Raw genomic sequence first — 12,699 nt, forward strand, 5'->3', positions numbered from 1 at the left:
ACGTCCTTATCAGTTATGTGCGCCATGTAAATGCCGTGGACGGGAGGGGGTAAACCCCGGACTGTAACGCGCCACGCTCAGATCGTCATAAGGTATGGCTGGCGTGCGGCCAGAAAGGATATCGCTCAGCAGCTGACCGGAGCCGCAGGCCATGGTCCAACCCAGCGTGCCGTGGCCGGTATTGAGCAGCAGATTCTTAAAGCGGGTGCGCCCCACCACCGGCGTTCCGTCCGGCGTCATCGGACGCAGTCCGGTCCAGAAGGTTGCCTGCTCCACATGACCGCCGCGCGGGAAGAGATCGCGTACGACCATTTCCAGCGTTTCACGACGAGGTTGTAGCAGTTCTGTATTAAAGCCGACAATCTCCGCCATGCCGCCAACGCGAATACGATTGTCAAAGCGGGTAATAGCGATTTTGTAGGTTTCATCAAGGATAGTAGAAATCGGCGCACCGTCGTCTTGCGCCACCGGAATAGTCAACGAATAGCCTTTGAGCGGATAGACCGGGATATCAACGATCCCTTTCAGCATTGCCGTGGAGTACGAACCAAACGCCATCACATAAGCATCGGCTTTAACTATCTCTTCGCCGCACTGGACGCCATAAATCTGCTCACCATCGCTCAGCAGCTTATCGACCGGGGTGTTAAAGCGAAACTTAACGCCCGCCTGCTCCGCCATCTGCGCCAGACGCTGGGTAAACAGCTGGCAGTCGCCGGTTTCATCATTCGGTAAACGCAGACCGCCGGTCAGCTTGTGCGCCACTTCTGCCAGTGCGGGTTCGACTTCCGCCAGACGGTTTGCTTCCAGCAGTTGATATGGCACGCCAGCGTCTTCGAGCACGGCGATGTCGCGGGTAGCGTTCTCATACTGTTGAGCGGTACGGAAAAGTTGCAGGGTTCCGCCCTGGCGCCCTTCGTACTCGATACCGGTAGAAGCGCGCAGCGCTTTCAGGCAATCACGGCTGTATTCCGCCAGTCGCACCATGCGTCCTTTGTTTTCCATGTAGTGGCTGGTGTCGCAGTTGCGCAGCATCTGCCACATCCATTTCAACTGGAACTGGGTTCCGTCAAGACGGACGGCCAGCGGAGCGTGGCGCTGAAACATCCACTTAATTGCTTTTAGCGGTACGCCTGGTGCCGCCCATGGTGCTGCATAACCTGGAGAGATTTGCCCCGCGTTCGCCGCACTGGTTTCCAGTGCCGGACCGGGCTCACGATCAATGACGGTGACATCGTGTCCAGCCTGACTTAAGTACCAGGCGCTGGTCACGCCAACGACACCACTTCCCAGTATGACAACTCGCATAGCCACTCCGTTAACAGTAAAAGAACAATCATCTAATTACATCTTGATAACTCAGTTGAAAATATTATTCAACATATGGCTTTTTTATGGTGACTTACCTCACATATAGCGGTGATAGCTGGGGACTCTCCGCTTTGGCATCTCCTGCTGTGCGTTATTTTTATCCAGCATAAAATTTTGCGGCCATGCCATTTTTCGACGCCTCGCTAACGTGAAATCGCAAAGAAAAAATTTCTGCCGCAGCACGTTTTTTAACACCATGATCTATGCTTGACATGAGGTACTCCAGACAGAGAGTGCCGCCAACAATGAGGGTGCGCGAATGGCTACGATTGATTCCATGAACAAGGACAGCACACGGTTAAGCGATGGACCCGACTGGACGTTTGATCTGCTGGATGTCTATCTGGCAGAGATAGACCGCGTGGCGAAACTCTACAGACTGGATACCTACCCGCACCAAATCGAGGTGATCACCTCCGAACAGATGATGGACGCTTATTCCAGCGTCGGGATGCCGATCAACTATCCTCACTGGTCGTTTGGTAAAAAGTTTATTGAAACCGAGCGCTTGTATAAGCATGGTCAGCAGGGGCTGGCCTATGAGATCGTTATCAACTCCAATCCGTGCATCGCGTATCTGATGGAGGAGAACACCATCACCATGCAGGCGCTGGTGATGGCGCATGCCTGCTACGGACACAACTCCTTTTTCAAAAACAACTACCTGTTCCGAAGCTGGACGGATGCCAGTTCCATTGTCGATTACCTGATCTTCGCGCGAAACTATATTACCCAGTGTGAAGAGCGTTACGGCGTGGATGAAGTCGAAAAGCTGCTCGACTCCTGCCATGCGCTGATGAACTACGGCGTTGACCGTTACAAACGCCCGCAAAAAATTTCCTTACAGGAAGAGAAAGCCCGTCAGAAAAGCCGTGAAGAGTATCTGCAAAGCCAGGTGAATATGTTGTGGCGCACGCTGCCGAAGAAAGAGGAAGAGAAAACCGTGGCGGAAGCCCGGCGTTATCCCTCTGAGCCACAGGAGAACCTGCTGTACTTCATGGAGAAGAACGCCCCGCTGCTGGAGTCCTGGCAACGCGAAGTCCTGCGCATTGTACGCAAGGTCAGCCAGTATTTTTATCCGCAGAAACAGACGCAGGTGATGAACGAGGGCTGGGCCACTTTCTGGCATTACACCATCCTGAACCACCTTTATGATGAAGGTAAAGTCACCGAACGGTTTATGCTGGAGTTTCTGCATAGCCATACCAATGTGGTATTTCAGCCGCCCTACAACAGCCCGTGGTATAGCGGGATAAACCCTTATGCCCTGGGGTTTGCCATGTTCCAGGATATCAAACGTATTTGTCAGTCGCCGACCGAGGAGGACAAATACTGGTTCCCGGACATAGCGGGTTCCGACTGGCTGGAAACCTTGCATTTCGCGATGCGCGATTTCAAAGATGAGAGCTTTATCAGCCAGTTCCTGTCACCAAAGGTGATGCGTGATTTCCGTCTGTTCACCGTGCTGGATGACGATCGTCACAACTACCTGGAGATTTCTGCGATTCATAACGAGGAAGGATATCGTGAGATCCGCAACAGGTTGTCGTCGCAATACAACCTCAGCAACCTGGAGCCGAATATTCAAATCTGGAATGTCGATCTGCGTGGCGACCGTTCGCTCACCTTACGCTATATTCCGCATAATCGCGCACCGCTGGATAAAGGACGCAAAGAAGTGCTCAAGCACGTACACCGGCTTTGGGGTTTTGACGTGATGCTGGAGCAACAGAATGAAGATGGCAGCGTGGAGCTGTTGGAGCGTTGCCCGCCAAGGATGAACGGTCTGTAAATCTTATTACCGGAGGCGGTGTAAACACCTAAACCGGCCTACGAAGTGCACACATTGTAGGCCGGATAAGACGCTTTGGCGTCGCCATCCGGCTTTGAGCAATTAACGGCCCTGAATCGCCAAATCGCCCGGAAGGCTCTTTTGCATGCGATGCCAAATTTCGCCACTGTCGTGACCATAGCGACGCACCGTTTCATACACCTGCTCATGAGCGCCCTGCTCGCAGAGTTCTGACAGTTTACGGTAGAAGCTCAGCGCCAGCGCGCGCGCTTCCGGATTGGCAAAATAATGACGACCAATGCGGGTATATAATCCTTTCATACCGTTGAGGATCAAACCGTAAATCGGATTGCCGGAGGCAAATGCCAGGCCGCGGAAAATGTTATAGTCCAGATCGGCAAATGCGTCAGCGTGGTCGGCCACCTGATTTGCCGTCGCCAGAACCTCCTGTGCTTTATCAGGATGCTGGCGAAACGCAGTGCGAACAAAGATCGTCGAAATATTGGTACGCACGGACAGCAGATTATCAATCAACTGCGGGACACTCTCGTGATCGAGACGCGCCAGCGTTTCAAGAATATTCAGCCCGGAGGTTTCCCAGAAGTTATTCACCTTCGTCGGTTTGCCGTGTTGAATGGTCAACCAGCCATCTCGCGCCAACCGCTGCAATACTTCGCGTAGCGTGGTACGTGTCACCCCAATAAGTTCGGAGAGTTCACGTTCAGCGGGCAAAATAGTGCCAGGTGGGAAGCGGTTATTCCAGATACTTTCAATGATGTACTCTTCCGCGAACCCAGCCGGGCTTTGCGCCTTAATGACCATAGTAAAAATTCCATTACACAGCAAAACATAGTTACACACATCATACCAGATGGGTATCTTAGCTGATAGCTGACGCAATGAAGAAAAAGTGGATCAAGGCTTCATTTTCCAAATAACGCTACAGTACAGCCAACCTTGCCAGTCTCGTGAATAGCTTGCCTGTACTCCCTCCTCCCGCTAAGCTTTGCGGTCAAACATAAAAACATGATTTCATTTTTAAAGGTAGGGAAATCACCATGGAGCTATCATGGGGCCGCGCTATGTGGCGCAATTTTTTAGGTCAATCACCAGACTGGTACAAACTTGCACTGCTTGTCTTCTTAGTCGTTAACCCGATTATTTTTTTCATCAACCCTTTTATCGCCGGCTGGTTGCTGGTGGCCGAGTTCATTTTCACGCTGGCGATGGCGTTAAAATGCTACCCACTGCTGCCAGGCGGGCTGTTGGCTATCGAAGCTGTCATTATTGGTATGACCAGCGCCACGCATGTGCGTGAAGAGGTTGCCGCAAACCTTGAGGTGTTATTGCTGCTGATGTTTATGGTGGCAGGCATCTACTTTATGAAGCAGTTATTACTGTTCATTTTCACGCGTCTGCTGCTCACTATTCGCTCCAAGACGCTGCTGTCACTGTCTTTTTGTGTTGCAGCCGCTTTCCTCTCTGCGTTCCTCGATGCGCTGACCGTCGTTGCCGTGGTAATCAGCGTTGCGGTCGGTTTTTATGGTATCTACCATCGCGTTGCTTCTTCTCGCGCGGAAGACAACAACATGCTCGATGACAGCCATATCGATCAGCACAATAAGGTCGTTCTTGAGCAGTTCCGCGGTTTTCTGCGTAGCCTGATGATGCACGCGGGTGTCGGTACGGCGTTAGGCGGCGTGATGACCATGGTGGGCGAGCCACAAAACCTGATTATTGCCAAAGCGGCTGGCTGGCATTTTGGCGACTTCTTCCTGCGCATGTCGCCAGTTACCGTCCCGGTACTGATTTGCGGCCTGTTAACCTGTGTACTGGTCGAGAAATTGCGCTGGTTTGGCTATGGCGAAACGCTGCCGGAGACCGTCCGTGATGTCCTGCAACAGTTTGACGATCAGAGCCGCCAACAACGTACCCGCCAGGACAAAATCAAACTGATTGTCCAGGCGATTATTGGCGTCTGGCTGGTCGTTGCTTTGGCCCTGCATCTGGCAGAAGTCGGATTAATCGGTTTGTCGGTCATCATTCTGGCAACCTCGTTGACCGGTGTCACCGACGAACATGCGATAGGTAAAGCCTTTACCGAGTCGCTACCCTTCACCGCGCTGCTGACCGTGTTCTTCTCTATTGTCGCGGTGATTATCGATCAACAGCTCTTTTCACCGATTATTCAGTTTGTTTTGCAGTCGTCTGAACATGCACAACTGACGCTGTTTTATCTCTTCAACGGCCTGCTGTCTTCGATCTCTGATAACGTTTTTGTTGGTACGATTTATATCAATGAAGCCAAAGCCGCGATGGAACATGGGACCATCAGCCTTAACCAATTTGAGCTGTTGGCGGTGGCGATCAATACCGGGACCAACCTGCCTTCGGTGGCCACGCCAAACGGCCAGGCTGCATTCCTGTTCCTGCTGACCTCTGCACTGGCGCCGTTGATTCGCCTCTCTTATGGTCGCATGGTGTGGATGGCCCTGCCTTATACTCTCGTCCTGACGCTCGTCGGCCTGCTTTGCGTCGAGTTCACGCTAGTTCCGGTGACCGAGTGGATGACCCAAACGGGCTGGTTAGCTACACTTTCATAACAATTAACCGGGCAAATCACTGCCCGGTTTGACTTTTTGCATGATAAATATCCGATTACGCAAATTTTCAATTCCCGCTAGTGGCGCATAAAGTGAATTGGTTTAAACTGCGGTCTCTACGCATGTTGCAGGGAAATGATTATGTTGCGATTTTTAAACCAGTGCTCCCGAGGTCGTGGAGCATGGTTATTGTTGGCGTTAACCGCCTTTGCGCTGGAGCTCGTCGCGCTGTGGTTCCAGCACGTCATGCTGCTAAAACCTTGCGTGTTGTGTATTTACGAACGTAGCGCATTATTTGGCGTGATGGGTGCAGGGCTGGTGGGTGCTATCGCACCAAAAACACCACTGCGCTATGTGGCGATGATAATCTGGATTTACAGTGCCTGGCGCGGACTTCAGTTAGCGTATGAGCACACCATGATTCAGCTGCACCCATCCCCGTTTATGACCTGTGATTTTGCCGCACGCTTCCCAAGCTGGCTGCCACTGGACAAATGGCTGCCGCAGGTGTTTTTAGCGTCCGGTGACTGTGCTGAGCGCCAGTGGTCTTTTTTAACCCTGGAAATGCCGCAGTGGCTGTTGGGGATCTTCGCCGCCTACCTGGTGGTCGCCGCGCTGGTAGTGATAGCACAGCCGTTCAAACCGAAAAAACGTGATCTCTTCGGTCGCTAACAGAGACGCTCCTTCGGGAGCGTTTTTTTTGCCTTAAATTCATTGCCTGCTGGCATCTATAAGATGTATATTAAATACATCTTATAGATGCCACACCAAGGAGATGTCTTATGTCCCATTTACGCATCCCGGCAAACTGGAAAGTTAAACGCTCTACTCCCTTCTTCACGAAAGACAACGTCCCGGCAGCACTTCTTTCTCACCATAACACTGCAGCAGGCGTTTTTGGCCAGCTTTGTGTGATGGAAGGTACGGTAACGTATTACGGCTTTGCCAATGAAGACGCAAAAGAGCCTGAAGTAAAAGTGGTGATTAATGCCGGTCAGTTTGCGACCAGTCCGCCGCAGTACTGGCATCGCGTTGAATTAAGCGACGACGCCCAATTCAACATCAATTTCTGGGTTGAAGATGACAACCATGGCGATGAGATGTATCAGGCGAAAAAGTCTTAAGCCTTAACGCCTGCTAATCGATGGGCGGCTTAGTCCGCCCATGAAGGTTTGTTCAGAATAGGCGGCACTATTAATTTATAGTGCGTCGAAGTGAGCAGAAAGCAGTCGTAAAGCAGAGTGTTAGCGCAAGACGAATCACCACCTTCCGAGGTTTTGAGTTGTTTTGCGCTAATTTTTTGCCCCATCCATGCCCCATCGCCCCCTCTTTCATCTCACCTTTGAAAAACATGCGCCCCCACAAGGTGATACTGCTTTTACATGTTCAATTTTTCCTCAAGAGCATATGTTAATGAGCCTAATTGGTCGATCATCCAATCTCTTAGTGGTAAACTCAATGACTATAATCTTAAAGTATTATTTATAGCGAGAATGTAATTGGAACATCTAAATACATCACAAAATAAAAAACTAGAAGGGGTGCAATGTCTACGGGCATTTGCCGTAATGATTGTTGTATTTTCTCACTATTCTATAATTATAAATAACCTTGCAGGCATAAGCGGCGCTATAAACATACTTACACAAAACTCACCATTTGCTGTTGATTTATTTTTCTTTATAAGTGGGTTCATTATGGTTTATACAACAAAAGGAAATATTTCAAGCAGAATTGTTAGATTTTCTGATTTTGCAATTAAAAGGATATTAAGAATATTCCCGGTATATTATATTTGTTTTATTGCGTTCGTAGTCTTTGTTGTAATATACGATAATCACAATTCAATTGGTTATATAAAATTCAATGATATAATAAAAAGTTTTCTTTTAATTCCATTGAATCCTTATGACAAGCCTCCTTTCTATGGATACAGCTTAATAGTTCCTGCGTGGACTATTACATACGAAGTGTATTTTTACATTATTTTTAGCGTAACCCTATTAATAACATCAAGATACAGAACTATAGCATGCTCTTCAATTTTATTAATTACTTCACTTTTATTGCAACTTTGGTTTAATGGTGGATTAACGCTTGATGCACAAAGCGCAACAGTAACAAATAGAGGTCATTTTTCAGCTTTTGCTTTTGCGTCAAACCCTATAATTTTTGATTTTATAATCGGCATGCTTATTGCTGAATTTTTTAATTCACAATATTACGGTAAAATATGTTCAGCTATGAATCTTCTAGCCCCAATATTTTTATGCTTCGGATTTACTGCATTCATATCAATGTTTAGATATGGGTATGGACTAACACATGGTGCAATAGGTGCACTATTCCTTTTCATTGCAATTCTTCACTATGATTTTATTGGGAAGATTTCATACCCAAGATCATTGGTATATCTTGGTAATATATCATACTCTATTTACATTTCGCATATAGTAACTATTAACATAGCTGACAGGTATTCCAATGCTTTATTTGTTTATACACAAAGCTCAGGATGGAGAAGGTATTTTGTTATTATAGCAATCTCTATAACTGTTGCTGTAATTATGCATAAGCTAATAGAGAAGCCATCCAGTGCAATAGCAAGAAAATTGATAAACAAGATAAAAGAATCATCATTGAATAAAACTACTTAAGCATGAAAAGCCCTCAACAATATTGTGAGGGCATCTTTATTAAAGTGGTTGTTCCGTCAATCCGCCTCCAAGAAGAAGTTGTGATGTTCCACCAAATTGGAAGGCCTATTGGAGTGTCATAGTATTGTTGACCACTAACTGGTGCTGTGGGGCGCTCCGAAGTAGACCCGCGGGGAACAATAACTGAATCAGGTATGCCATTCTATGACCATGTATTTTTCATAATCGACAAAGATCGTCCAAGAGCGCACCAAATAACAGATGTTCAGAGTCGTCGAAAGCATCAGTCGTCTAAGTTCACCTTATAACGAGTGCCGTTTTATACCCCATCCATGCCCCATCATATCTCCCACCAGAAGAACACAAGCCTTTCAAGCCGACACAAAGCTTTGTGTGTCCCACTTTTGTCTCATGAGGTAGCTTCATTATCATGGAAATAACCCCCCCCGCCGGAGCGAGGTTTGTGATGTCCTGAATTCTCAGGAGATTGGCCGAACATTCGGCTGATTAAAATATCTTGCGTAAATCAACGCCATACACAGCAAGCCAAGCGGCTCGAGGCCAAGACTTAACCGATCCAAATCTAGGGTCATCTACATCATGCAGCGTGGCATCGTTTTCACGGCACCACTTACGAAGCGGCTGCCATTTGAACTTCTTACCCAACTTCTTTTCTACCGGGATAATGGCGGCAAAGTTCTTACCCTCCCCTACGCGTTCGGCCAACTTGTTTTTGGCGCGAACAGCTGCTGATGCTGTAGCCATGGCCGTTGCCTCACGTTTTTCAGCAATCCAAACCTTCTCTTTCACGGCTCGGTCACGCTGCTCTGTGATGATGCGGTTTTCCTTAACTTTTACCAGCAGGTCTTCAAGGGCTGCTTCGTAAGTAAGCGGGATACCAATCACTGGAGTTGGCCTGAAATATGAGTCTTCCAGCCGCTCGAAGAAAGACCACGCTTCGTCTGTGTCGACAATCTTAGACATGCGGGCAGCGCCCTTCTCGGTCCAAAAAACAACGGAGCGGGCTTTGCTCGAAATTTGTGCGTGACTATTAGTCGCTCGCAAATCTTTCAGTTCTTGGCCTTTGATGGTGAAGATGTGAATTCCCTCAATGAAGCGGCTGGCGTTGCGCGAAAGGTTTTTCCTAATGTTAGCTTCATCAGAACCATAACCTGCGGCCAGCGTTTCAGTCGTAACAACGCGCAACCCCTTCCATTCAATAACTGGTAACGGCTGGGGATCGACATTTGGTTCATGAACTGCTAAATTTAATGAAGTCATTGGTTGGACCCTTATGACAAGTTTCAATGGAAGCCGGTAGCTCGTAACTATCGGCTTTTCTTTTATGACAGCCTTGCTACTTCCCCTTTCTCTAATTGCTTTTCAGCCCCCTTTTGCACATACATCATGAAAATTGCTCCATCCTTGAATCGATCACAAAGACGAGTTGCAAGTGGTGATTCTATTGCTCGTAATGCTGGGTAAATTTGATTCTTCCATGCCTGGTACATGACTTCATAGTGCTTAGCCAATGCGTTGACGTTGTAGGCGTGAGTTTCTCGAATTGACGGTTCGTTAATCACCGGCATGTTGATTTCCACTTCATGATCCAGAATGTCCAGAACCCAGCGACGGAATTCTTTGGCCACCTCGGTACGGGCGAACATCGCAATCAGGTGTGCGCCGCGCAGGGAAAATACACGTACCTTTTTGCGGTAATTCCCTGAGGTCACTGATTCAATGACCTGAGTCATTCCGTCAGAAAACTCATCTGCATTCTGGTTAAACAAGTTGGTAATTGACTTTGTATTTTTATAACCAAGAGCTTTTGCAACATCTGTTGATGTCAGCCAGATACCTGGAACTTTATCAACAGGAGAAAGACTCACACCGTGGAAGTTGTAATCTGATTTTGCTACCATATTCATGTTGGTTTCCTTGCATACGGTTTCCGACATAGAGGCCCGGTTAGTGTTAGCGCACTGCTGGGCTTCGCTATTTTTACTGGATAGTAACAACGCCCTTCTCCTCGAGTTCCTGAAGCAATTTCAGGCGATACACAATTTCACTGTGCATGGTGCGCATAGTTTTTTCTGCACTGCTTGCGATCCAGTTTTTGTTCTCTGTTGGCAACCTAAGCTGAATTGGGTTGACCTGCTTAACGTCTTTATTCATCATATAACCACCTTTTATGTATCAACAATTACATCATATCTCTTAAAATGAAGTTGTAAAGAAGTTTTTAGAGCTATTAATGCAAGCAGGGTCTCTCTGATGAAGTTTGATGATGATTTCAAAAAAAGAATGCTCATTTGCCGTTCACGGGTAGGGCTAACCCAAAATGAATTAGCTGGCTTAATAGGCGTTGCTCAGAGAATGATTGCGGCCTATGAACTTGGCGAATCCAGACCAAGGTTAAAGGTTTTAATGAAGCTTGCTGAGGCTTTTGGGGTTAGTCCTGACTGGCTTGCAGGCGGTCTTGATTCTGGAAACTATCGTGAACATGTCACTAATGTTGACTCCAGGCGAGTTCCTATCCTGAAGCCTGGATTGGTTTATCAATATATTGATAATTCACTTGATGATGCCTTTATCAAAGAACACATCACAATCGGATTTGAAGTGGGTATCTCTGCGTTCGCCATAAGAATTGAAGATGACTCAATGACCAGCTCTGAAGCTAACGAATACAGTTTCCCAAGAGGGACAATTGTCATATTAGATCCAAGCATTCCAGCGCGCGGTGGTGATTATGTTTTAGTGCATTTACACAATGCCCCGCCTCCACGAACAGTCTTCAGGAAGTATTCCCCGAGCCTTGAATCAATAACGCTGACGCCATTAAACAAAAATTATCCTGTTGACTCATTTAGCAACATCTCTCTAAGAGAGATAAGTGTCAGTGTTATCCCAGCCGTAGGTATCATTTCAACACTTCCGGCATTAGCGCGACTCAAGCCGATGAGAGATATTCTTTCTGAAAACGAGGAACCTCATCAAACCTCTAAAATCGCAAAACCCAAAGAAGAAAGCGACAAAAAGCCCACCTGAGTGGGCTTTAACGACTAACTGGTCGATCATCCAAGCTCTTGGTGGTAGACTCCAGCAACAATTTTATCAACTACTAACTATATTACTTGATGAAAACAGATAAATTATACGGAATAGAAGCTCTTCGTGGAATTGCAGCTCTTGCTGTAGCTATTGGTCATAATAGAGGTCTTTTCGGGCAAGTAGATCCTGGTTCTTTCATGGACAGGATAACCGCGAATGCTATATTTGGAGTTGAATTGTTTTTTATAATAAGCGGATTTATAATATCATACTCAACTAAAAACTTTACGAAAACATCTTTAAGAAATACCGCTTCATTTCTTGTAAAGAGATTTTTTAGAATTTATCCTGTTTACGCAATAGTATTAAGCGTTTATGTTTTTCTTTTTTACCACAATATTTACACAGGCGTATCATGGGGTGGTGTTTTTTCTATAAATAATATTATAAAATCATTTCTTCTCATCCCTTTAGATGGCTCAACTCTACCGCCATATTATGGGTGGGGAACGCTAATTGTTTCATGGTCACTTGGGTACGAGATATATTTTTATTTTATTTTCGCAATATCCATGTCATTAAGCATAAAATATAGAGCGTTAATCACATCATGTTTTTTAATTGTTATAAGTACAATTCTTTCTTTTTACTTTAATCACTCAGTGGTAATTGACGCTCAATCATTCAATATTGCAAAAACAGGGTTATTTTCTCACATAGGATTCATAGGTAATCCTATAGTATACGATTTCATTTTAGGGATGATTATATCAGAGGCAATGCCTTTACTTCGACACAAAAGAATGAATAATGTTATTATTAACAGCTTATGCGTTTTCACTCTTGGAATGATGTTTGTTTTTTGGCTTAATGGAGTATCTGAAGGCCATGGATTGACACGATCCGCATACATTGCATTTCTGATTGTTTTAAGTGTTATCATTCTAGAAAGTAATAAAATAATTTCATTCAACAAATCACTTGTTGCTCTTGGTGGGATATCATATTCACTTTATCTTATCCATGTTCCTGTTATACAGTTTATTGAGTTTTACGGTTCCATCATTGGTGTTAGCACTGAACATAGATCGCTTGCCATTTATATATCATCGATCACAATTGCTATAAGCCTATCTTACTTGATATATAACGCAATAGAAAAACCGTTTATAAACATAGGTCATTCTATAGCTAAAAGATTATCTTAATTTAAAGGCGCTAA

Annotated in this window: 12 protein-coding genes; 7 read left to right on the top strand and 5 right to left on the bottom strand. The window is 46.2% G+C overall.

Translation table 11 applies throughout. The features are described from left to right. Positions 1–9: 9 nt before the first annotated feature. Positions 10–1,308: a D-amino acid dehydrogenase gene (locus OGY08_RS19325; protein WP_125362603.1), complete on the bottom strand. Its 1,299-nt coding sequence runs from the start codon at positions 1,306–1,308 to the stop codon at positions 10–12. Positions 1,309–1,630: 322 nt separating this feature from the next. Here OGY08_RS19325 and OGY08_RS19330 point away from each other — a divergent pair, with 322 nt between their 5' ends. Further along, on the top strand, positions 1,631–3,163 hold the full coding sequence (locus tag OGY08_RS19330; RefSeq protein ID WP_003833557.1) for a SpoVR family protein: 1,533 nt from the start codon (positions 1,631–1,633) through the stop codon (positions 3,161–3,163). Between the two features lie 102 nt (positions 3,164–3,265). On the opposite strand, the gene fadR is transcribed toward OGY08_RS19330, so the two are convergent. Then, the gene (gene fadR / locus OGY08_RS19335) at positions 3,266–3,985 is read right to left on the bottom strand and encodes a fatty acid metabolism transcriptional regulator FadR (RefSeq protein ID WP_003833559.1); all 720 of its coding nucleotides are present in this window, start codon (positions 3,983–3,985) and stop codon (positions 3,266–3,268) included. A 236-nt stretch (positions 3,986–4,221) separates the two neighbouring features. Between fadR and nhaB the strand changes: the two genes are divergently transcribed. The 4 genes from nhaB (at position 4,222) to OGY08_RS19355 (ending at position 8,423) form a co-directional block, all read left to right on the top strand. After that, entirely contained in the window at positions 4,222–5,766 is a 1,545-nt protein-coding gene (gene nhaB / locus OGY08_RS19340; RefSeq protein ID WP_008785014.1) for a Na(+)/H(+) antiporter NhaB, read from the top strand. Between the two features lie 141 nt (positions 5,767–5,907). Next, on the top strand, positions 5,908–6,438 hold the full coding sequence (dsbB, locus tag OGY08_RS19345; RefSeq protein ID WP_125362604.1) for a disulfide bond formation protein DsbB: 531 nt from the start codon (positions 5,908–5,910) through the stop codon (positions 6,436–6,438). Between the two features lie 110 nt (positions 6,439–6,548). Then, positions 6,549–6,890: a TehB family protein gene (locus tag OGY08_RS19350; protein WP_003020940.1), complete on the top strand. Its 342-nt coding sequence runs from the start codon at positions 6,549–6,551 to the stop codon at positions 6,888–6,890. A gap of 417 nt (positions 6,891–7,307) precedes the next feature. Continuing rightward, complete coding sequence (locus OGY08_RS19355) at positions 7,308–8,423, top strand: acyltransferase family protein (protein ID WP_286566434.1); 1,116 nt, start codon at positions 7,308–7,310, stop codon at positions 8,421–8,423. 507 nt (positions 8,424–8,930) lie between these two features. Here OGY08_RS19355 and OGY08_RS19360 read toward each other — a convergent pair. The 3 genes from OGY08_RS19360 to OGY08_RS19370 form a co-directional block, all read right to left on the bottom strand. Then, positions 8,931–9,704, bottom strand: coding sequence for an ORF6N domain-containing protein (locus tag OGY08_RS19360; RefSeq protein WP_286566347.1), 774 nt, complete (start codon positions 9,702–9,704; stop codon positions 8,931–8,933). A 62-nt stretch (positions 9,705–9,766) separates the two neighbouring features. Further along, the gene (locus tag OGY08_RS19365) at positions 9,767–10,351 is read right to left on the bottom strand and encodes a BRO-N domain-containing protein (protein ID WP_353622341.1); all 585 of its coding nucleotides are present in this window, start codon (positions 10,349–10,351) and stop codon (positions 9,767–9,769) included. Between the two features lie 73 nt (positions 10,352–10,424). Then, positions 10,425–10,601, bottom strand: a complete 177-nt coding sequence (locus tag OGY08_RS19370) for an Arc family DNA-binding protein (protein WP_286566351.1) — start codon at positions 10,599–10,601, stop codon at positions 10,425–10,427. A 96-nt stretch (positions 10,602–10,697) separates the two neighbouring features. Between OGY08_RS19370 and OGY08_RS19375 the strand changes: the two genes are divergently transcribed. Together OGY08_RS19375 and OGY08_RS19380 are read left to right on the top strand one after the other, a co-directional pair. Continuing rightward, entirely contained in the window at positions 10,698–11,474 is a 777-nt protein-coding gene (locus tag OGY08_RS19375; RefSeq protein WP_191222501.1) for a LexA family transcriptional regulator, read from the top strand. Positions 11,475–11,563: 89 nt separating this feature from the next. Further along, a complete protein-coding gene (locus tag OGY08_RS19380) occupies positions 11,564–12,685 on the top strand; it encodes an acyltransferase family protein (protein ID WP_286566353.1) in 1,122 nt (373 codons plus the stop codon). Positions 12,686–12,699: the final 14 nt, after the last annotated feature.

Source organism: Citrobacter sp. Cpo069, from assembly GCF_030332785.1.
Classification (GTDB): domain Bacteria; phylum Pseudomonadota; class Gammaproteobacteria; order Enterobacterales; family Enterobacteriaceae; genus Citrobacter; species Citrobacter portucalensis.

What these genes read in the sequence shown, in the direction of transcription:
- OGY08_RS19325 (WP_125362603.1), bottom strand. Translation starts at nt 1,308, where the DNA reads ATGCGAGTTGTCATACTGGGAAGTGGTGTCGTTGGCGTGACCAGCGCC.
- OGY08_RS19330 (WP_003833557.1), top strand. Translation starts at nt 1,631, where the DNA reads ATGGCTACGATTGATTCCATGAACAAGGACAGCACACGGTTAAGCGAT.
- fadR (WP_003833559.1), bottom strand. Translation starts at nt 3,985, where the DNA reads ATGGTCATTAAGGCGCAAAGCCCGGCTGGGTTCGCGGAAGAGTACATC.
- nhaB (WP_008785014.1), top strand. Translation starts at nt 4,222, where the DNA reads ATGGAGCTATCATGGGGCCGCGCTATGTGGCGCAATTTTTTAGGTCAA.
- dsbB (WP_125362604.1), top strand. Translation starts at nt 5,908, where the DNA reads ATGTTGCGATTTTTAAACCAGTGCTCCCGAGGTCGTGGAGCATGGTTA.
- OGY08_RS19350 (WP_003020940.1), top strand. Translation starts at nt 6,549, where the DNA reads ATGTCCCATTTACGCATCCCGGCAAACTGGAAAGTTAAACGCTCTACT.
- OGY08_RS19360 (WP_286566347.1), bottom strand. Translation starts at nt 9,704, where the DNA reads ATGACTTCATTAAATTTAGCAGTTCATGAACCAAATGTCGATCCCCAG.
- OGY08_RS19365 (WP_353622341.1), bottom strand. Translation starts at nt 10,351, where the DNA reads ATGAATATGGTAGCAAAATCAGATTACAACTTCCACGGTGTGAGTCTT.
- OGY08_RS19370 (WP_286566351.1), bottom strand. Translation starts at nt 10,601, where the DNA reads ATGATGAATAAAGACGTTAAGCAGGTCAACCCAATTCAGCTTAGGTTG.
- OGY08_RS19375 (WP_191222501.1), top strand. Translation starts at nt 10,698, where the DNA reads ATGAAGTTTGATGATGATTTCAAAAAAAGAATGCTCATTTGCCGTTCA.
- OGY08_RS19380 (WP_286566353.1), top strand. Translation starts at nt 11,564, where the DNA reads ATGAAAACAGATAAATTATACGGAATAGAAGCTCTTCGTGGAATTGCA.